24 protein-coding genes are annotated in these 20,453 nt (G+C 40.8%); 7 read left to right on the top strand and 17 right to left on the bottom strand.

Annotated elements, in window-relative coordinates; translation table 11 throughout:
• Window positions 1–171: 171 nt before the first annotated feature.
• Complete coding sequence (locus L0Z67_RS13815) at window positions 172–2,028, top strand: GGDEF domain-containing protein (protein ID WP_237114422.1); 1,857 nt, start codon at window positions 172–174, stop codon at window positions 2,026–2,028.
• Window positions 2,029–2,048: 20 nt separating this feature from the next.
• Here L0Z67_RS13815 and L0Z67_RS13820 read toward each other — a convergent pair whose 3' ends face one another.
• From L0Z67_RS13820 to folB, 8 genes are all read right to left on the bottom strand, one after another.
• The gene (locus L0Z67_RS13820; protein ID WP_062568738.1) at window positions 2,049–2,714 is read right to left on the bottom strand and encodes a tRNA (guanosine(46)-N(7))-methyltransferase TrmB; all 666 of its coding nucleotides are present in this window, start codon (window positions 2,712–2,714) and stop codon (window positions 2,049–2,051) included.
• Window positions 2,714–3,481, bottom strand: coding sequence for an ABC transporter permease (locus L0Z67_RS13825; RefSeq protein WP_036970898.1), 768 nt, complete (start codon window positions 3,479–3,481; stop codon window positions 2,714–2,716). The genes L0Z67_RS13820 and L0Z67_RS13825 overlap by 1 nt, the downstream gene beginning before the upstream one ends.
• Window positions 3,481–4,410 (bottom strand): ABC transporter ATP-binding protein, encoded by a 930-nt coding sequence (locus L0Z67_RS13830; RefSeq protein ID WP_405128143.1) that lies wholly within the window; start codon window positions 4,408–4,410, stop codon window positions 3,481–3,483. The genes L0Z67_RS13825 and L0Z67_RS13830 overlap by 1 nt, the downstream gene beginning before the upstream one ends.
• Complete coding sequence (locus L0Z67_RS13835) at window positions 4,407–5,030, bottom strand: flavin prenyltransferase UbiX (protein WP_062568736.1); 624 nt, start codon at window positions 5,028–5,030, stop codon at window positions 4,407–4,409. The genes L0Z67_RS13830 and L0Z67_RS13835 overlap by 4 nt, the downstream gene beginning before the upstream one ends.
• A 22-nt stretch (window positions 5,031–5,052) precedes the next feature.
• Window positions 5,053–6,396 carry a UDP-N-acetylmuramate:L-alanyl-gamma-D-glutamyl-meso-diaminopimelate ligase gene (gene mpl, locus L0Z67_RS13840; protein WP_405128144.1) on the bottom strand — a complete coding sequence of 448 codons (1,344 nt, stop codon included), beginning with the start codon at window positions 6,394–6,396 and terminating at the stop codon, window positions 5,053–5,055.
• 161 nt (window positions 6,397–6,557) lie between these two features.
• Complete coding sequence (locus L0Z67_RS13845) at window positions 6,558–7,358, bottom strand: undecaprenyl-diphosphate phosphatase (protein WP_062568734.1); 801 nt, start codon at window positions 7,356–7,358, stop codon at window positions 6,558–6,560.
• Window positions 7,355–7,843, bottom strand: coding sequence for a 2-amino-4-hydroxy-6-hydroxymethyldihydropteridine diphosphokinase (gene folK, locus L0Z67_RS13850; protein WP_062568733.1), 489 nt, complete (start codon window positions 7,841–7,843; stop codon window positions 7,355–7,357). The genes L0Z67_RS13845 and folK overlap by 4 nt, the downstream gene beginning before the upstream one ends.
• A 2-nt stretch (window positions 7,844–7,845) precedes the next feature.
• Window positions 7,846–8,202: a dihydroneopterin aldolase gene (gene folB, locus L0Z67_RS13855; RefSeq protein ID WP_062568732.1), complete on the bottom strand. Its 357-nt coding sequence runs from the start codon at window positions 8,200–8,202 to the stop codon at window positions 7,846–7,848.
• A 227-nt stretch (window positions 8,203–8,429) separates the two neighbouring features.
• Here folB and plsY point away from each other — a divergent pair, with 227 nt between their 5' ends.
• Window positions 8,430–9,032 (top strand): glycerol-3-phosphate 1-O-acyltransferase PlsY, encoded by a 603-nt coding sequence (gene plsY / locus L0Z67_RS13860; protein WP_237127192.1) that lies wholly within the window; start codon window positions 8,430–8,432, stop codon window positions 9,030–9,032.
• 3 nt (window positions 9,033–9,035) lie between these two features.
• Here plsY and tsaD read toward each other — a convergent pair whose 3' ends face one another.
• From tsaD to L0Z67_RS13875, 3 genes are all read right to left on the bottom strand, one after another.
• Window positions 9,036–10,049, bottom strand: a complete 1,014-nt coding sequence (gene tsaD, locus L0Z67_RS13865) for a tRNA (adenosine(37)-N6)-threonylcarbamoyltransferase complex transferase subunit TsaD (protein ID WP_062568730.1) — start codon at window positions 10,047–10,049, stop codon at window positions 9,036–9,038.
• 62 nt (window positions 10,050–10,111) lie between these two features.
• Complete coding sequence (locus L0Z67_RS13870) at window positions 10,112–10,702, bottom strand: YjaG family protein (protein WP_062568729.1); 591 nt, start codon at window positions 10,700–10,702, stop codon at window positions 10,112–10,114.
• Window positions 10,686–11,051, bottom strand: coding sequence for a DUF2007 domain-containing protein (locus tag L0Z67_RS13875; RefSeq protein ID WP_062568728.1), 366 nt, complete (start codon window positions 11,049–11,051; stop codon window positions 10,686–10,688). Before L0Z67_RS13875 ends, L0Z67_RS13870 begins: the two co-directional genes overlap by 17 nt.
• Window positions 11,052–11,137: 86 nt before the next feature.
• Between L0Z67_RS13875 and L0Z67_RS13880 the strand changes: the two genes are divergently transcribed.
• The 4 genes from L0Z67_RS13880 (at window position 11,138) to L0Z67_RS13895 (ending at window position 14,887) form a co-directional block, all read left to right on the top strand.
• Complete coding sequence (locus tag L0Z67_RS13880) at window positions 11,138–11,545, top strand: DUF2721 domain-containing protein (RefSeq protein WP_062568727.1); 408 nt, start codon at window positions 11,138–11,140, stop codon at window positions 11,543–11,545.
• Window positions 11,546–11,597: 52 nt separating this feature from the next.
• Window positions 11,598–13,124, top strand: a complete 1,527-nt coding sequence (locus L0Z67_RS13885; protein WP_237114427.1) for a DUF3369 domain-containing protein — start codon at window positions 11,598–11,600, stop codon at window positions 13,122–13,124.
• Between the two features lie 119 nt (window positions 13,125–13,243).
• The gene (locus L0Z67_RS13890; RefSeq protein ID WP_062568725.1) at window positions 13,244–14,131 is read left to right on the top strand and encodes a LysR family transcriptional regulator; all 888 of its coding nucleotides are present in this window, start codon (window positions 13,244–13,246) and stop codon (window positions 14,129–14,131) included.
• Between the two features lie 135 nt (window positions 14,132–14,266).
• Window positions 14,267–14,887 carry a 2OG-Fe(II) oxygenase gene (locus L0Z67_RS13895; RefSeq protein WP_062568724.1) on the top strand — a complete coding sequence of 207 codons (621 nt, stop codon included), beginning with the start codon at window positions 14,267–14,269 and terminating at the stop codon, window positions 14,885–14,887.
• A 7-nt stretch (window positions 14,888–14,894) separates the two neighbouring features.
• On the opposite strand, the gene ubiA is transcribed toward L0Z67_RS13895, so the two are convergent.
• Window positions 14,895–15,773 (bottom strand): 4-hydroxybenzoate octaprenyltransferase, encoded by an 879-nt coding sequence (gene ubiA / locus L0Z67_RS13900; RefSeq protein ID WP_405128145.1) that lies wholly within the window; start codon window positions 15,771–15,773, stop codon window positions 14,895–14,897.
• Complete coding sequence (locus tag L0Z67_RS13905) at window positions 15,770–16,315, bottom strand: chorismate lyase (protein ID WP_062568722.1); 546 nt, start codon at window positions 16,313–16,315, stop codon at window positions 15,770–15,772. Before L0Z67_RS13905 ends, ubiA begins: the two co-directional genes overlap by 4 nt.
• Before the next feature lie 165 nt (window positions 16,316–16,480).
• On the opposite strand from L0Z67_RS13905, the gene L0Z67_RS13910 reads away from it, so the two are divergent.
• A complete protein-coding gene (locus tag L0Z67_RS13910) occupies window positions 16,481–16,888 on the top strand; it encodes a flagellar basal body-associated protein FliL (RefSeq protein ID WP_062568721.1) in 408 nt (135 codons plus the stop codon).
• A 37-nt stretch (window positions 16,889–16,925) separates the two neighbouring features.
• Here the strand turns inward: L0Z67_RS13910 and glpG are convergent, their stop codons facing one another.
• From glpG to L0Z67_RS13930, 4 genes are read right to left on the bottom strand one after another with little or no spacing between them, the layout of a single operon-like run.
• Window positions 16,926–17,741, bottom strand: coding sequence for a rhomboid family intramembrane serine protease GlpG (glpG, locus tag L0Z67_RS13915; protein WP_062568720.1), 816 nt, complete (start codon window positions 17,739–17,741; stop codon window positions 16,926–16,928).
• The gene (glpE, locus tag L0Z67_RS13920; RefSeq protein ID WP_130149478.1) at window positions 17,738–18,055 is read right to left on the bottom strand and encodes a thiosulfate sulfurtransferase GlpE; all 318 of its coding nucleotides are present in this window, start codon (window positions 18,053–18,055) and stop codon (window positions 17,738–17,740) included. Before glpE ends, glpG begins: the two co-directional genes overlap by 4 nt.
• A gap of 55 nt (window positions 18,056–18,110) precedes the next feature.
• Entirely contained in the window at window positions 18,111–19,136 is a 1,026-nt protein-coding gene (gene tdh, locus L0Z67_RS13925; protein WP_405128146.1) for an L-threonine 3-dehydrogenase, read from the bottom strand.
• 55 nt (window positions 19,137–19,191) lie between these two features.
• Complete coding sequence (locus L0Z67_RS13930) at window positions 19,192–20,388, bottom strand: glycine C-acetyltransferase (RefSeq protein ID WP_062568717.1); 1,197 nt, start codon at window positions 20,386–20,388, stop codon at window positions 19,192–19,194.
• Window positions 20,389–20,453 lie beyond the last annotated feature (65 nt).

The following is a 20,453-nucleotide window of genomic DNA, read 5'->3' on the forward strand; positions in this document are numbered from 1 at the left end:
TACGAAATTGGCTAACTTTACTGGAATATCACAAAAATGTCTCGTTTAAAGCTAAAAAGCCACGAATTCGGTGACAAAAAAATGATGTATCAATGAAATTTGCGCTAATTTTCTACTATCAGCCAGTTATTTTTTAAGTATAATCATCACACCACTGATAAAGGAATAATTATGTCCAAAGGAATGCAAAAGACCGGTTGGCTGCTTTATGGATTTGCCACTTTTTTTATCAGCTTATTTGGTTATATCTACTACACCTATGAGACCGCTCGTAGTGAGATAATGGCTGGCATTGATTCAAAGCTTCTCAATGCGGCTGTGAGTGTTAACCATATTTTAGGTAAGGATTACCACAATCAAGTCAACGCTGGCATACCAATCTCTTCGGCTGTTTATAAGCAAAAAATGAGAGCCCTCTCAGAATACGCCAAGCAAATGGACTTAGCGTATGTGTATTCTATGGTACTTCGGGACGATACCGTTTTTTTTAGCGCATCGAGTTATACCCAAAAGGATCAAAACGGCGGCCGTATCACGCAGTTTATGGATCCCTACACCGAAGCAACCAAAATAAATAAAGACGCTTTTTTTTCTACAGAGCCTGTTTTCGAAGTGTCAAAAGATCAATGGGGACACTTTAAAAGCATTTTTGTTACTTTCATCGATGAGAATGGCCATACCTATCTTACTGGTGCCGATATAACAATTACTGACCTCAACCAACAGTTACAACTAAGCGTAACACGCGCGACTATTACAGGGTGCTTCTTCTTTTTTATTGCCTCCTTAATTGCAGGGCTTTACTTTTTACAACTTAAACGCTCTCTTTCTACGGATGCGCGTACAGGCTTTGCTAACCACGTAGCGCTGGAATATTACCTTAAAAAAAGCACCAAGCACCGCATGGAGCTTGCAGTCATTACAATTAATGAAGTTGAGGATATTAGTAGCTTTTATGGCACAGAAGTAAGCGACAAGGTAATGGCCAGTTTATTGAACTATTTTCAGTCTCGCCTACCCAACGATGCGCTGGTATTTCGTCTTGCTACCAATAAAATAGCACTGTTACATACACGCGGTGCAGAGCAAGACTTTGATGACACTATTAACGCCTTTAATCAATCAATCCCTGTACTTAACGAGCCGTTTATTTATGTTAGTTTGCATGCAGGCATTGCCTCTGGTAATAAGCTAATGCTGATTGAAAACGCACATATTGCTCTTCAACAAGCAAAGTTAAACAATCAACGTATTATTCGTTACGAGAATGTCTTTAAACAAGTAGAAGAACAGTTTAGATACAATGTAAAGCTGGCTAAAAAAGTAAAAGAAGCGTTTGATAACAATCGTATCGTTCCCTATTTCCAACCCATTTATGATACGCAAACAAAGCAGGTAACTCATTACGAAAGCTTAGCAAGAATGGCATCAGCACAAGGGCGCATCTATACACCAGATTACTTTCTAACTGTTTTGAAACGCTCTCGAATGGACGGATTACTAACACGTACCATGTTTACTCGCTGTATTGAGCAATTTCGAAAAACCTCAATTAGCTGGAGCATTAATATTACAGCGCAAGATATTCTGGACCCCAGCTTAAGTGAGTTTTTAGAACAGCAGTTAAGACGCTACCCACAACCCAACAATATTATTTTTGAGTTTCATGAAACAGAAGCAATTGCCTACTTTAGTGAAGTAAAAGCATTTATTAGCTTACTTAAAAATAAAGGTGCGCAGGTTATGATTAACGAATTTGGTGCAGGATATTCAAACCTCTCAAATATCTTAAAGCTTGAAGTTGATGGTCTAAAGCTAGACCGCGGCTTAGTTAGCCAAGCACATACCAATGATGACAGCTATATGTTTATTGAACATTTAGTGAAGTACGCCAAACAACTTAACCTTGATGTCGTTGCCGAACAAGTCGAGAGCGAGCAAGTGGCTGAAGCACTTTCCAAAGCAGGTATCACATTAATGCAAGGAAACCACTTCGCGCCACCCACGCCTTATGTGCCTCAGTCATAATGGCAAAGACACAGTGCGTGTTATAGGTTTATTACTAAGCGATGACTCTGTTGGCCACTGGCCCAATATTTACGCTCAAATGGTGTAATAGCGGTATCGCTTTCATACAACTCAACATCGCACTTATGCCCTGCAAGCTCAAGCGAGCGAGCAAATTCCTTTACGTAAATGTCCCAGTTGCTTCTAAGCTCTAAACGCCCACCTAATTTAATAATAAATGGGAATATAGCAGCACCGTGCCAGCGCCTTTGTAGGTGTTTGGCTTTTGGCCAAGGGTTTGGATACAACAAGTAATGGTGCGTGGGCTGCCAGTTAGCAGCCACCGCTAAACGCCAAAAATCGTTTAAATCAGCTTGCACTAAAATGTACTGTCCTGCATCGGTTTGCTTGTACTCAATGTCATGCTTATCCAAGCGATGAGATGATTTATCTATACCAATCACTAACGCATCTGGGTGACGCTTTGCTAAGTTAGCGGTACTTTCCCCTACACCACAGCATGAATCAAGAATGAGTGGCCCAGCAAACGTCTGCACCTTTTCGTTTACCTGATCAAAAGCCGCTTGCGTATGCTCTGCAATCGGCTTCTTAAATTCGGCACTTAGGTGTTTTAAAACAATTTCATCCAGCTTTTCATGTAAGCTAGGTTGATTCGATACAATACTTCTCGAATTTGCATCCGTCATTAGTGTCTAAGCCCCACACCACGTTTGATTAGGGTTAATGCTAACGTAAATAAACCCACAATAAATAAACCAAGTACACCAAATGCCACCGATAAGTCGACATCAGACACACCTAAGAAACCATACCGAAATGCATTTACCATATAAATAATTGGGTTTACTTGCGATACGCCTTGCCAAAATTCTGGCAATAAAGTGATAGAGTAAAACACCCCACCAAGATAAGTCAGCGGCGTTAAAATGAAGGTTGGGATAATACTAATATCATCAAAGCTATTAGCATAAATTGCGTTAATAAGTCCGCCTAACGCAAACACAGCCGAGGTTAGTATAACCGTTGCCATAATCACAAAAATATTGTGAATTTGAATATCAACAAACAACAAAGATACACAGGTAACAATCAAACCAACTAACATACCACGCGTCATACCACCGCCCATGTAGCCGAGTACAATAATGTAATTTGGCACTGGCGCAACTAATAGCTCTTCTATGCTTTTTTGGAATTTAGTTGAATAGAAGCTTGAGGCCACATTCGAGTAAGAGTTGGTGATCACCGACATCATAATCAGGCCCGGTACAATAAACTCCATATAACTAAAGCCGCCCATATCACCGATACGAGAACCAATCAGGTTACCAAAAATCACAAAATACAGGCTCATCGTGATTGCAGGCGGTACTAATGTTTGCACCCAAATACGTAAAAAGCGAATACACTCTTTGATCCAAATACTTTTTAGCGCTACACCATATTTAAACATTATTCGCCTCGCCCCTGTTCTAATAATCCAACAAACAGCTCTTCTAAACGGTTTGCTTTATTTCGCATACTAAGTACTGTGTTACCTTGCTCGGTTAGTGCACTAAATACGTGATTTAAGCCCTGAGACTTTGCCACTTCAACTTCTAAAGTATGGTCATCAGTCTGTATATAGTTGTAGCCTTCAATGCTAATTGGCTGCACAGGCTGCTTTAAATCAAGTACAAAGGTTTCTTTATCAAGCTTGGCAAGTAACGCTTTAATAGTGGTGTTTTCAACAATCACGCCGCTGTCGATAATCGCGATGTTTTTACATAGCAGCTCTGCTTCTTCGAGGTAGTGCGTGGTCAAGATAATGGTGACACCTTGTTTATTTATCTCACGAAGAAAATCCCACATTGAGCGGCGTAGCTCAATATCCACACCTGCAGTTGGCTCATCTAAAATAAGTAATTTAGGTTCATGCATCAGCGCACGAGCAATCATTAAACGGCGTTTCATACCACCTGAAAGGGTGCGCGCTTGCTTATCTTTTTTTTCAAATAAACCGAGCTGCTTTAAATACTTTTCTGCACGTTCATGCGCCAGCTTTCTGGGTACACCATAATAACCCGCTTGGTTAACCAAAATTTGGTTAAGCGTTTCAAACTGACTGAAATTAAATTCTTGCGGCACTAAACCAAGTTCAGATTTAGCGGCTTCTAGGTGAGTATCAATGTCGTGACCAAATACCTCTACGCGACCAGCGCTTTTGTTCACTAACGATGAGATAACACCAATGGTGGTTGATTTACCAGCCCCATTTGGGCCAAGCAAAGCAAAGAAGTCGCCTTGCTGAACTTGTAAATCAATGCCTTTTACAGCTTCAACACCATTTTTATAAACCTTTTTCAGGCCTTCAATATTTAATGCGATCGTTTTTTCGCTCACTGTTTGCCCTCTCCATAACCCCAACGTTTCGTCAAAGTATGTTCAATGTTTAAATGATCTAAAATTCGCGCCACCATAAAATCAACCAGATCTGAAATCTGCTCAGGCTGGTGATAAAACCCAGGTGCCGCAGGCATAATGGTGACGCCAAGCTTTGCTAGTTTCAGCATGTTTTCAAGATGAATCTCGCTAAATGGCGTTTCACGCGGGACTAAAATCAGCTGCCCACGTTCTTTTATAACCACGTCAGCGGCGCGCTCAAGTAAGTTATCTGATGCCCCAACTGCAATGGCAGACACTGAGCCTGCACTACATGGGCAAACCACCATTTTCTTCGGCGCAGCTGAGCCAGAGGCAACAGGACTAAACCAGTTATCTTTACCAAATACTTTTAGTTGTTCTGGCGCGGCATTAAAGAGCGTACTGAGCTGTTCAGTTGCTTTATCTTCGTTGCCCGACAGTTTTATATTCGATTCAGTATCAAGCACCACTCTTGCCGCACTTGAGATCAGTACATACACCTGAAACTGCTGCTCAAGTAATACCTCTAGTAACCGTAAGCCATAAGGGGCACCTGAGGCACCGCTAAAAGCTAAGGTTATTTTATCTTTAAATTGCATACAGTTATGCTCCGTATACTGGTTAGTTTTGTTCAAGTGTGCTGATTAAACGCTGATGAATACCTTCAAAGCCACCATTACTCATTATTAAAATATGTTGTGACGGCGCACTTCCTTCAGCAACTGCGGCAATGATTTCCTCAGTGCTTGGCATACAATGCATACCTGCTTTATCTGCGTATTCTTTTAATGACCAGCTTAAGTTTTCAGGTTCAAATAAATACACGTCATCGGCAGCTTTTAGAGAATCAATCAAGGTTTGTTGATGCACACCCATTTTCATGGTGTTTGAACGCGGCTCTAAAATGGCAATAATCTTCTCATCGCCCACTTTTGCACGTAAACCTGCAAGAGTTGTTTTAATTGCCGTTGGGTGATGTGCAAAATCATCATACACTTTAATACCATTCACATCGGCTTTTAGCTCCATGCGGCGCTTAGGAGAAATAAACTCTGCTAAACCAGCAATGCTCACTGACACAGCAATCCCTACATGACGAGCGGCTGCAATGGCCATAATAGCATTTTTAACATTGTGCTCGCCCATCGCTTGCCATGACACAACGCCCTGCACTTCCCCAGCTAATAACACTTCAAATTCACTGCCATCAGCTTTAAGTAAACGGTAATCCCAGTCACCCGACAGTGTTTCGCTCTCGCTCCAAAGACCTCTTTCAATCACCTCTTGTAGTGCTTCATCTTGGCTTGGCCAAATGACTTTGCCACTACAAGGTAGTGTACGCATCAGGTGGTGAAATTGTTTCTTTATTGCATTTAAATCTTCAAAAATATCCGCATGATCAAATTCAAGATTATTTAGAATCAAAGTGCGTGGTAAGTAATGTACAAACTTACTGCGTTTATCAAAAAAAGCGGTATCGTATTCGTCGGCTTCAATTACAAAAAATGGGGTTTCGCCAACACGTGCAGACACACCAAAATTTTGCACTATGCCACCAATTAAAAACCCAGGTTTCATACCGGCATACTCTAATAGCCATGCCAGCATACTCGCTGTGGTTGTTTTGCCATGCGTACCCGCAACAGCTAAAACCCACGAATTCTGCAATAAATTATGTTTTAACCATTCTGGGCCTGAGGTATAAGGCAAGCCTTTATCAAGCACATATTCAACACAGGGATTGCCACGGCTCATGGCATTACCAATCACCACCATATCAGGGGTTGGCTCAAGTTGTGCAACGTCATAACCTTGAGTTAGAGTAATACCCAGCTCTTCTAATTGTGTGCTCATCGGCGGGTACACATTTTGATCAGAGCCTGTAACTGTATGACCTAACGATTTAGCGATTGCGGCGATACCACCCATAAAGGTGCCACAAATTCCAAGAATATGAATATGCATCTACTGTCCTGAGCAAAATGAATGATAGATAAAATAAGCCGTTATAATGCCAAATATAAGCTTTACTTACCATTACTACACGGCAATAGACTTTTGCCAAATAACCAACATAAAAAAACACCTCAATTTGAGGTGCTTTTCTAATCAAGCTGAATCTCTACCTACAGCATTAAAAATGCAAACAAACCGACACCAAGTAGTAAACGATAGATAACAAATGGCATCATCCCCATACGCTCAATCACTTTTAAGAAAAAGAAAATACAGGCATACGCAGATATAAAAGATAAGCCAGCACCAAGCATCAAGGTATTCCACTCAACGATATGATCGCCTAAAGCCAACTCTATTGTATAATATAGTCCCATCATTAAAATAACAGGAATGGCCAATAAAAATGAAAAGCGCGCGGCACTTTGCTTATTCATACCCAGCATTAAACCTGCGGTCATAGTAATACCTGACCGTGATGTGCCTGGGATCATAGCCATCGCCTGTGCCATGCCGATCATCAGTGCAGATTTCCAGTTCAGTTGGTAAATCGTTTTGGTTTGCTTACCTTTTGCATCGGCATACCAAAGTAATAAGCCAAATAAAATAGTCGTTACCGCGATCACCCATGCACTACGTAGGTAAAGCTCTATTAAATCTTTAAAAATAAGCCCAAGAATAGCGGCAGGTATCGTGCCTACTATGATCCACCAGCCTAGCTTACTATCATCGGTTGCACCTTGTGAGCCAAACGATTTAAACCAAGCACCAAGAATATCGACCACTTCTTTTCTAAAGTACAAAACAACTGCACCTAAGGTTCCAACGTGAACAGCCACATCAAATGCTAAACCTTGGTCTTGCCACCCGAGAATCTGCGACGGAAGAATTAAATGCGCTGAGCTAGAAATAGGTAAAAACTCAGTCAGTCCTTGAATTAAAGCTAAAACAATTATCTCAATAATACTCATGGGTTAGTAAACTCCACCTTCCATAGTTTTTGTTGCGGGTTATCATAATTATCCCATAGCTGAGACAGGGTTAGCTTCGCTACGGGGTGAAAAAAATCGGGAGCTATTTCTGCTAAAGGCTGAAGCACAAAAGCATTTTTTGTAATTTCATCTCGCGGTAATTGTGCAGGATAATCGCATATAACATCATCATAAAAAAGTAAGTCTAAATCGAGTGTACGCGGGCTAAACTTTTTATCTGCACGGGTACGACCATTATCAAGCTCAATTTGTTTCAATAATTTGCACAACTTCTCAAGAGGCATATCCGTTTTGGCCGCAACCACTGAATTATAAAAATTACTCCCTGCAAAACCAACCGCTTCACTCTCATAAACTGATGAGTGTACAAAATCGGGGAAGTAAGGTTTCAAGGCTATGAGCGCTTGGCGAAGATAATGCTCTTTATTGACATTAGAACCTAGACTAATAAATATTTGCGCCATTATTAGCTCACCTTACGGCGGGTGATCTCAACGCCCACCGTTTGCGCTTGTGGCACAGCGGCTGGTTTACTGACACGAATAGTCACTTGGTTGGTGGCAAATTCAGTAAGAATAAGTGCAGCTAATTGCTCAACTAAGGTTTCAAGCAACTCAACAGGCTTCGCCGTTGTATGTTCAATGACACGCTCACTCACTTTTGCATAATCAAGCGCAAGGTTTATATCATCGGTTGCTGCAGCGGCTGAGATATCACAAAGCATTTCAATGTCAAAATATAAGCTTTGTTTACTTTCTTTTTCAAAATCATATACACCGATGATGGTGTCTACGTGCAGTTGTGATATATATACCTTGTCCATTAAGACTCCAAATGACATAAATATGTAAGGTAAAACAACCTTATGCGCCTATTGATCTTAATAATACGCTTTATAAGCTGTCATAATGTTTTAATATATTGAAATTACCCCTACAATGACGGATAGATTGTTAGTATTTTTTTGTAACAATCTAATCGAAAAATAGCGGCAGACGGTTTTGCCGCCAATGATAGCCCAAAAGTGCCGATTAAAAAATAAGGAAGCGCGTGTTAGCAGTTTTAATGTTAGTTTTAGCCTATTTACTAGGATCGGTTTCGTCCGCTATCCTTGTTTCTCGGCTATTTATGCTACCAGACCCACGCAGTCATGGATCGAATAACCCTGGAGCGACCAACGTTTACCGCCTCGGTGGAAAGTTACCCGCTGCATTAGTGCTTGTGTTTGACATATTAAAAGGAACGATCCCAGTTTGGGGCGCTTACTTTTTAAACATAGAGCCTCTGATGCTCGGTCTCATCGGTGTTGCAGCATGCCTAGGTCACATGTATCCATTATTTTTTGGCTTTAAAGGCGGAAAAGCCGTTGCCACTGCTTTTGGTACCTTGCTTCCTATAGGCTTATCTTTAGGTGGGATGCTAATCACAACTTGGCTACTAATTATTGCAATTACACGTTATTCATCACTCGCGGCATTAGTAACCGTCTCTCTTGCGCCTCTTTACACATGGTGGATAAAGCCACTTTATACATTACCAGTCACATTTTTAACGGTATTAATTATTTTTCGCCACAGAGCGAACATGACGCGTTTAATGTGTGGTGATGAGCCAAAAGTTGGGGCTAAGAAAAAAGCCCCAGAAAATGAATAAGCCTTATAACGGCTCAAGTGAATCGATTGGCCAGCGCGGCTTAGTTTTCATATCAAGGCTTGCAAATTGCCCTGCTTTTAAGCGCTGCATACCGGCATAAGCGATCATTGCGCCATTATCTGTACAAAACTCTGTGCGCGGGTAATACACGCGCCCTTTCATACCTTGCATTACACGTTCTAGCTGCGAACGTAGTTGAACATTGGCACTTACACCACCTGCAATCACTAAACGCTTAATGCCTGTTTGTTTTAATGCACGTTTACATTTAATGATAAGCGTATCAATAACGGCTGTTTGGAATGCATGTGCGATGTCAGCTTTAGTTTGCTCGTCATCATCATTATCACGAATCGCAATTGATGCTGCGGTTTTCAAACCACTAAAGCTAAAGTCTAAACCTGGTTTATCTGTCATCGGGCGTGGGAATACAAATCGCTCTGGTGTACCTTGCTCCGCAAGTTTTGCTAGACGAGGGCCGCCAGGGTAATCAAGACCTAATAATTTAGCGGTTTTGTCAAACGCTTCACCCGCCGCATCATCCACCGACTCACCTAATACTTCGTACTCACCAATACCTGACACTTTAACCATCATAGTATGACCGCCCGAGACAAGCAGCGCAATAAACGGAAATTCAGGCTGCTCTTCTTCAAGCATAGGGGCAAGTAAATGACCCTCCATATGGTGAACAGCCACAGCGGGGATGTTCCAGCCATAGGCTAGTGAACGGCCAATCGAGGTGCCCACAAGTAAAGCCCCCACAAGGCCTGGGCCTGCCGTATAAGCAATGCCATCTAAATCTTCTGGGCCGCAACCCGCTTGTGCAAACGCCGCATCAATTAACGGTAAGGTTTTGCGTACATGGTCTCGTGATGCAAGTTCTGGCACTACACCGCCATAGTCTGCATGCACTTTGACTTGGCTGTATAGTTGATGTGCTAATAAGCCTTGTTCATCATCGTAAATGGCAATACCTGTTTCATCACATGATGATTCAATACCTAAAATTCGCATCAATTACTCCGCCAATAAAAAACAAACGCGCATTTTACAGCGAAAATACGCATTACTGAACATTAAATTGCAATACCAATATTGGTTTGGCCGTCAGATACTGCAAGCTGCTTAAGCTCTTTAACGTTTTCTGAGGTAATTCGGCCCATTTGCTCTACAAAATCAATAAGTTCAGCAAGCACATCAATTTCATATTGCATTAAAGGGTGCTCACGTACGGCCTTGTTATCAGCCAACTCACCATCGACGGTCAGTTGATACTCAATATAACGTGCGACTGAGGCCTGAGAAATTTTACTGATGTTTAGAAATTCTTGTTCATCTTTTGCCATTAAACCATGCAGCATTCCAAGCAATGCAGTTGCCGTATCAATCGCTGGGTATACGCCAAACATATCAAAATCATTTAATTCAGGTACATTAGGCTCAATTTTCTCAATTTGCTTCTCAAGACTAATTTTACTTTTGGGTAGTAAAATTTTCTCCCAACACACACTTAACGCACTACGAAACACGGATCCGTCACCAAACCCCGTGGCTTCGCTAAATAGGGCATAGTTAGGCAACATACGCTCAAGCAATGCGCCACCTAAAACCGCCTTTTGTAAATAGTTTAATTCTCTAATACGTTGAAAATTATTCGCTTTCGTCATTCTTTACAGTCCCACAAGACCAACATATTTCAAACGTTGACCCATTAAGCTCGCTACATGTTGGGCAAACCCAGTCAGGAGCAGATTGTTTCACTTGCTGGTAGTTTATCAATATTTCGCGCGCCTGGCGCTCTTTTATCGCATAAACTCGTACTTCGACTCCCGTTTGCTCAAATGGGATCTCGCCGAGAGCGCCTTGTAACATTTCGCCTTGCAGCTCACATTGAATTCCTGCGCTTTCTAACAGTCCTTTAATTATGTTAGCTTGCAAGGCGTTCTCAGCCCTAAAAATCCCCACCCAAGTAAATGAATCACCAGTATTATCTTGATTTAAATTATTTTTTTGCAAATTGATTCTCTTTTACTTTGCACGACTTTAAACCTAAGCTACTCTAGCTATTGACCTTTGTGCAACCCATATTTAAAGGCGGCTTAATGACACTTACAACCCCTGGACTACTCTTCCCTGCAATTTCTCTTTTGTTGCTAGCATATACGAATCGCTTTTTAGTACTTGCTCAGTTAATTCGTGAGCTTAACGCACGTGAAGGTGACAGCATTCGTCCTTTAGTTGTTGCACAAATCGAAAACCTTAGAAAGCGAATTAAATTAATTAGAGTGATGCAAGTATATGGTGTAGCTTCATTTTTTATGTGTACACTTTCTATGTTTGCTTTATTTATTGAGTTTAATACCACAGGCATTGTGCTATTTGGGATAAGCCTTGCTAGTCTCGCTTTATCGTTATTAACGTCCTTGTATGAAATCCACATTTCGTGCGATGCAATCGAAATCGAACTTCAGAATATCGAAAAAAAACCACTTTCAGATAAGGCAGAGTAAATTTCTGCTTCTATACTTATTGTTACGAGAAATAACAATAAGTGGTACGTGCGTGGATGACTTTTTGTTTTCTGATGAACCATTAGAAGAAAGTAATATACAAACTGAAGAGCCTGAATATTGGCACATTCTTGTTGTTGACGACGAAGAAGATATCCATCAGGTCACTAAGCTTGTGCTTGCAGGTTTCACCTTTGAAGGGAAAGGATTGCGCTTTTACGATGCCTATTCGGCAGCCGAAGCCAAAGAGTTTTTAAAAAAGGACATCCCCTTCTCAGTGGCTTTGGTTGATGTTGTTATGGAAACCAATCATGCAGGGCTTGATTTAATTCAATATATACGTGATGACATTGATAATCACGATATTCGCCTAATATTAAGAACAGGACAACCTGGTGAAGCACCTGAGGAATCTATTATTCGTGATTACGACATAAACGACTATAAGAACAAAACAGAGCTCACTGCAATAAAAATCAAAACATTACTTTATTCTGCCCTGAGAGCGCATCGCGACATTCAGATCATTGACCGTCATAAACATGGTCTTGAGCAAATAATTAATGCTTCGGCAAACTTTTTAAAATGCGAGAGTGTTCGTGAGTTTGCATCAACAATTTTAAGTCATGTCACCAACGTGATGGGTATAAATGATGCCCAAATATACTGCGCTGCCGCCGTCAACTTGCAATCATCCCCCGCCACTGATTTCCAATTGCTCGCCGCATCTGGCGTGGGTCCAACGCCAAAACAAAGCACAATTCCTGATGAAGTAAAAAGCTTATTTATAGATGCCCATGATCGTAAGTCTTCATTAAAAACAAGTACTGACTATATAGGGTATTTTCCAACTAAAGCTGGCCTTGAAACCATGCTATACGTGCACAAAGGCACAAAGCTTCAGCCAACAGATCATCAGCTTCTTGAGTTTTATGCAAACAATATAGCACTGGCTTATGACAACCTAAAACTACGCGAGATGGTAAAAGATTCACAAAAAGAGTTATCGTATATCTTGGGTGAAGCAGTTGAAAAACGCTCAAAAGAAACAGGCTCACACGTAAAGCGTGTCGCACTTTACAGTGAACTCTTAGCAAAACTCTCTCAGTTAGATCCATTTCAGTGTGAAATTATTAAACTTGCCTCCCCATTGCACGACATAGGAAAAATAAGCATTCCTGACAATATCCTAAATAAACCTGGCAAATTAGATGAGCAAGAATGGGAGATAATGAAAAGTCACGCTCAAATCGGCTATGAAATACTAAAAAATTCAAGTAATGAGATTTTAAATTGTGGTGCAACAATCTCTCATCAACATCATGAAAAGTGGGATGGTACAGGTTATCCTCAAGGTTTAGCAGGGAGTAATATTCATATTGTCGGCCGTATTACCGCTATTGCCGATGTATTCGATGCGCTATGCAGCGATCGCTGCTATAAAAAAGCGTGGCCATTAGAAGACGCATTAACATTAATAAAAGAGCAACGCGGGAAACATTTTGATCCAACTTTAGTCGATATATTACTTGAAAATTTAACACTTTTCCTAGAGATTAAAGACCGATACCCTGATTAGTGTAACTTTTCGGTAAAACAACACTTTCCAAAATAGGTACTATAATTTACTATGCCATCGTAAAGTATAATTATTTTGCCTGGATGTAAGGGCTTACTTATAACAAGGGACTATTTAAAGTGAGATTTGAACAACTTGAACAATTCGTTGCACTAGGCGTGCTCAGGCATTTCCGCCAAGCTGCAGAAAAAACCCAAATTAGTACTTCAGCATTAACTCGCAGTATTCAAACACTCGAAGATGAAATCGGCTATGAGCTTGTCACCCGCTCTACACGTTCGGTTAAACTAACCAAAGAGGGTGAGCTTTTCCTAGAATACGCGCAACAAACGCTTAATAATTTAGAAGAAACGAAGAAACGTTTATTTGAATCATTAAATGGCTGCGTAAACGAAAAGCTTGTCATTGGTTACACGACTAAAGCGAGTACTGTTGTACCTGTTTCTTGTGGGCAATTTTTAGCTCAGTACCCACATGTCAAAATTGAAATGCAACTACAAGAGCAAGGCGAACTCATTCGTAAATTGCAACTGGGTGAAATAGACATAAGCGTGTGCTCGCAGGCAATGAATAGTATTGGCAGCGACATCCACTTACCAGACCAACTTATCTTATTTGTTTCAAAAGATCACCCGCTTGCTAATAAGAGCGATATTAGTAAACGTGATTTGGCTGACTACCCAATGTACAGTTGTTTTGCACAGTCGAAGCAAGTTCAGACGATGCTTACCGAAGCAGTTGACTCATTCAATAAATCATCAAGCATTAAAGTTGGTAGCATTGAACAAGTGATGGATGGCCTTAAAAAGTCAGATCATATTGCCATTGCAAGCATTGAACATGCTAACAGTGTTTCTTCTGACCCTGAGCTACTTTTATTGAAAACAAATAAAGGGATCGCTCATGAACAATTAGTTATTCAAACGAATGAGCAGGTTAATGAAAACTCGCACATTAGTCATTTATTAGATTTAATTGAAAAGACAGCGTTATCTAGTCACAACTAACGCATACATTTAAGCTAGCCTTGCAAACAAAGGCTAGCTCCCTTCTTCACTTAATCATCAACATACTGCATAAAAAGCGTGCATGATTCTTTTTTTCAGATACACTTACGCACCTTTTTTTGATTGTGCACATGAATGACCGCGCAACTTATTTCAAACACTTATTTAGACGCAATAGAACAAACCGGTTATGCTATTGTTGAAAACGCAATTGATGAAAACTTACTAACTGATTTAATTGCAGATTGTTATCGTATAAATCCGCATTTTCATACTGCGGGGATTGGCCGTTTGAACGATCAACAAGTTGATAAAACCATCCGTAAAGATAAGACCTTTTGGTTTGATAGTTCAAGCCAAGCACAAATTACTTATCTTGCGACCATGGAAGCGATAAAGACACAGTTAAACCGCAGTTTTTTCTTAGGGCTGTTTGACTATGAATGTCATTATGCAAAATATCAACAAGGTGACTTTTATAAAAAACATTATGATGCCTTTAAGGGTCGTTCAAACCGTATTTTTACAACCGTCTGTTATTTAAATACACCCGATTCAGGTGGTGAACTGATCATATATAAGCCTAAAAGCAAAGATATTGAGGTCATTGTAAAACCACAAGCAGGCACACTTGTGATGTTTGAAAGCGAACGCTTCATGCACGAAGTATTACCAGCAGAAGATGTTCGCTACTCGATTGCAGGCTGGTTTAGAAAAAATGCCTCGATCAGCGGAATTATAGATCCGCCGAGATAATGCCCCGTTAAAATGGCAATGGCAAGGAAGCTATTAAGCCTATAAATATCACTAAACCCACATAGTGATTATTTAAAAAAGCTTTAAAACAAGGATCTCGCTCTCGATTATGAATCAGTTTTTGTTGATAAAGTAAAAAACCAACTCCAGCAGCTAATCCAAGCCAATAATACAGACCGAGTTGGTTACTAAGGCCTATATAAGCAAGAATCGCTATAAACAAGGCATTAAGTAAAAAGATAATCTGCCTATCATAACTCGCAAACAAAATAGCCGTTGATTTAACACCTATTTTCAAATCATCATCTCTATCAACCATGGCATACATGGTGTCATAAGCCACAGTCCAAACAAGGTTAGCAATAAATAAAAGCCATGCTTCTACAGGAACTGAACCAATCGAGGCCATATAAGCCATTGGGATAGCCCAACTAAATGCCGCCCCAAGCACGACTTGGGGTAACTGGGTATAACGCTTCATAAACGGATAGCAAAATGCCAAGGCTAGTGCGCCAAACGACAGCAATATCGTTGACCATCCGAGAATTAACACTAAGCCAAATGCCACTGTGATAAGCAGCACAAATAAACTCAGAGCCTCACCACTTGAAACTAACCCCGCAGCCAATGGGCGCTGTGCTGTGCGTTTTACTGAGCCATCAATTTTACGGTCTGCGTAATCATTAATCACACAACCGGCACTGCGCATTACAAAGACCCCTAAGCTAAATACGACAAAATTTAGCAAACTCGGGGCGCCTTGATTGGCAAGCCAAAGTGCCCAATATGTTGGCCAAAGCAATAACAAAGTCCCTATTGGTTTATCGGTACGCATCAATTGCTTATAGTAAGGAATGTGTGCGACGTGTAATGCAGCTAATTTCATAAGTAAATATAGGCTCCAGGCAAGAAGACTTCAGCAACTAAAAAATGCGCACGAGCTAGCGAAAACACACTGCGTCTACCCCATAACATCTGCGGTTCTAAACCTAATTCATTTATAAGAGAACCTAGTTGGTGTTGCTCTGAAAATTCAGCCACTTCAATTTCGGTGCGTAAAAGACTGGGATCTTGGAAAATAACATCGCCTAAAGGTCTTGTACCCATACTTAACAATTGCTGCTTTTTTAGGGTATCATCTGCTGGCAGCCAACTTTGCGCATATACCATAGGCTTGTTATCACAAAGTAATAATACTTCGCGGTTTAATGCGTGACTTAAAGATGTATTTAATAGTGCTTGCTGCTCTGAGGTTAAGTCAAAAGGTGCTTCATTGAGCACGTGAACAGAAAACTGTTGGCAATGACTTTTGAGCTTAGCGGTCAATGAGCCCGCTTCAAGCAACCAGCTTTGTTGCTGCTGCGTTAAATGTGGATAGGCTGATGCCGATTGCCAATCAGCAACTAATGATATTGGGAATTTAGTCACAACAACTCAGTATTTTAAGAAACCGCGCAAATGATATCACTGCAAAACGTTTGGCAAAAGCCATCATTTAATCTCAATAACAGTTAAAATTCTTACAACAACCTGTATCTCTAGTAAGTTTGGGTATAGACTAAAAACCATTGAAAGGGTGGACTATTTTTAACTATGAAAAAATCGTTATTATCAATTTATTTGATATGCCTATTAGCAGTTAATGCAACAATTAGTTTTTCGGCACATGCCGAGTCAAAAGTCGGTTATTTTGGTTTTGAGCCAGACATAATTACCAATTATATTGGCCAAGGTAACAAAAAGCTTGGTTATGTACGTATTACGGTCGATCTTATGCTCAATGACATGTCAGATATCCGTGTCGTAGAACATCATACCCCTTTGCTGCGTGATGCGATTGTTGAAATTCTTTCTAAAGAGCCAGAAGAGAATATCAAGTCGCTTACCGGTCGAGAAGAAATTAGAAAACGCTGTACTGAAAAGTTAAAAACACTTTTAAAACAAGAGACTGGACAAGAAATAGTGCGTGAAGTGTTGTTCACTAAATACTTATATCACTAGCCATAACAAGTGACGGCAAACGCCGTCACAGATTACTTTAACGGCGCGAAAGTAACTTATCTGATACAGCATAAGCCATACCTGATAAAAGCCCCGCAAGATGCGCCCAGTTAGCCATATTGACAGGTAACATTTCAACAAAGCCTAAAATCAGCCAAACAAGCATAAAGCCAACAATACTCTTGCTGACTAAAGGCGGCTCTGTTGGCCTCATTACACTGTATATCCAACAAAAGCCTAGCAAACCGTAGACAACGCCACTCAAGCCACCAAAATTAGGCCCAACCAATAAAAACTGAGCCCAGTTACTGATAAATGCGGTCACTAAAAATAAGCCGACTAAGGTTAACTTTCCACTGCGCTTTTCAATGTCATTACCTAGTGTCATCCACCAAATTAAATTAAAAATTAAATGGATAGCACTAAAATGCACGATTGCTGGTGTAAACCAACTAAGCGGTTGCGCAGGATTAAACTGTAGCATCCGATAAATGGTATCAAAACCACCGAGTAAAAAAGCCACAAAAATCGCTATTGATACTAACGTAACAGTGCGATTGAGCCAGCTTAATGCTTTAAAACGCGCTTTTAGGTTGAGCGACTGACCTTGATAAGAAAGTGATGACTGTGTGCTCCCCACTTGCCAAGAGGCTTGCAGATACTTTTCATCGTGTGGATTTGCCGCAAACTCTTGCCATAATGGCTGAGCTTGATGAAAATGCTCTGGAGCAACACAAATAATGACGGTTTTACCATCTTCAGAGCGAAGCTCACCCTGTAAGCCTTTGCTTTTAATATAGTCAATAAATCCCTGCGCCGCGCGAGGATTATTTATGCTGCCCAGTTCAATCATCGTTCAATATGCTCCGGAAGTTGTGTTTGCCAAGCTGTAAAGCCTCCATCCATGCTGTAAACATCTTCAAAGCCCTGCTCAACTAAGTAGCTCGCAGCACCTTGAGAACTTACACCATGATAGCAAACAATAATGATTGGCTGATCGAACTCTTTATTCATCATAAATTCGCTAATATTAGCATTTGATAAATGCTCAGAGCCAGGAATGTGCCCCGTTTGAAACGAGTTAGGATCACGAATATCGGCAATCACAACGTCTTCTTTATCTAAAAGCGCAAACGTGTCGCTTACTGAAATATGTTTGTATGACATAATACTCTCTAAACTAAAAAGGCGGCAATATGCCGCCTTATCACTATAAACGGCACTAATCCCAGTTAAGGATTACTTTACCAGATTGGCCTGAAATCATTGTATCAAAGCCCTCTTGGAAATCATCCACAGAGAACTGGTGAGTAATAATTGGTTTCAGATCAAGGCCTGATTGAATTAAGCTTGCCATTTTATACCAAGTTTCAAACATTTCACGGCCGTAAATACCTTTGATAATTAAGCCTTTGAAAATAACTTGGTTCCAATCAACCGCCATATCTGAAGGTGGAATACCTAGCATAGCGATTTTGCCACCGTGATTCATGTTATTAAGCATGCTGTTAAATGCAACTGGCACACCCGACATTTCAAGGCCAATATCAAAGCCTTCTGTCATGCCAAGCTCTTTCATTACATCTTCAAGCTTTTCAGTTGCCACATTTACAGCACGAGTAGCGCCCATTTTACGCGCTAAATCTAAGCGGTATTCATTTACGTCAGTGATAACCACATGACGTGCACCAACGTGTTTAGCAACCGCTGCTGCCATGATACCAATTGGGCCAGCACCTGTGATTAATACGTCTTCACCAACTAAATCAAACGATAACGCTGTGTGTACTGCATTACCGAATGGGTCAAAGATTGATGCTAACTCATCAGGAATGTTATCTGGAATTTTAAATGCGTTGAAAGCGGGGATCACAAGGTATTCAGCAAATGCACCTTCGCGATTAACACCAACACCTGTGGTGTTACGGCATAAATGTACACGGCCAGCACGACAGTTACGACAGTGACCACAGGTAATATGCCCTTCGCCCGATACACGGTCACCCACTTGGAAACCACGTACTTCTAGGCCCATATCAACCACTTCACCTACATATTCGTGGCCAACGACCATTGGCGTTGGGATTGTATTTTGTGCCCACTCATCCCATTTATAAATATGGACATCTGTTCCACAAATTGCTGTTTTGCGGATTTTAATAAGCAGATCGTTATGGCCAACTTCAGGCTTTGGCGCATCAGTCATCCAAATTCCTGGTTCTGCTTTTAATTTAGATAATGCTTTCATGATTCACACTCAATTAAACAAAACCGAAGCAAAGGCTTCGGTTTAGGAAATAAAATTAGATAACACCCATTTCTTTACCAATACGGGTAAAGGCCGCTATTGCGGTGTCTAATTGCTCTTTTGTATGCGCCGCAGAAATTTGCGTACGAATACGTGCTTGACCTTTAGGTACCACAGGGAATGAGAAACCCGTTACGTAAATACCCTCAGCAAGTAATTTGTCTGCCATGGCTGAGGCAACTTTAGCATCGCCTAACATTACAGGGATGATCGCATGATCTTTACCTGCACAGGTAAAGCCAGCCGCTTCCATTTGTTCACGGAAATATTTTGCATTGTCCCAAAGCTTAGCGCGTAATTCACCACCGTTGCTCAGCATTTCAAGTACTTTAATTGATGCTGTAACAATTGATGGCGCAAGTGAGTTTGAGAAAAGATACGGGCGCGAGCGTTGACGTAACCATTCAACGATTTCTTTCTTACCTGATGTGTAACCACCTGATGCGCCGCCCAGTGCTTTACCCAAGGTACCTGTGATGATATCAACACGGTCCAGTACACCACAATATTCAGGTGTGCCTTTACCATTTTCACCTACAAAACCAACCGCGTGAGAGTCATCCACCATCACTAACGCATCATATTTATCAGCTAGGTCACACACCGCTTCAAGATTACAAATTACGCCGTCCATTGAGAAAACGCCGTCTGTTGCGATGAGTTTTGTTTTAGCACCTGCTTCGTCAGCTGCAATAAGTTGCTTTTCAAGGTCGCTCATGTCGTTATTGGCATAGCGGAAACGCTTAGCTTTACAAAGACGTACACCATCAATGATCGAAGCATGGTTTAAAGCGTCAGAGATAATTGCATCATCTGGGCCTAGGATAGTTTCGAATAAACCGGCGTTTGCATCAAAACATGATGAGTAAAGAATGGTATCTTCTGTTTCTAAAAACGCAGAAATCTTTTCTTCTAATGTTTTATGAATATCTTGCGTACCACAAATAAAACGGACTGATGCAACACCAAAACCGTGATCATCAAGACCTTGTTGCGCAGCTTTAATTAGCTCTGGGCTATTTGCTAGACCTAAGTAGTTATTTGCACAAAAGTTGATAACTTTATCACCCGATGCAACTTCAATTTGAGCCTGTTGTTGTGAGGTAATAACACGTTCGCTTTTGTATAGACCTTCAGCTTTTACTTCGTCTATTTGTTGCTGAAGCTGATTAAAAAACGCAGATGCTCTCATCTGAAATCTCCAAATAATCTTTTAAGTAATCAGAGCCGATTAGCTGTGACTGTGAAATTTGCGCC

Source organism: Pseudoalteromonas sp. PB2-1 (assembly GCF_045040605.1).
Taxonomy (GTDB): domain Bacteria; phylum Pseudomonadota; class Gammaproteobacteria; order Enterobacterales; family Alteromonadaceae; genus Pseudoalteromonas; species Pseudoalteromonas arabiensis.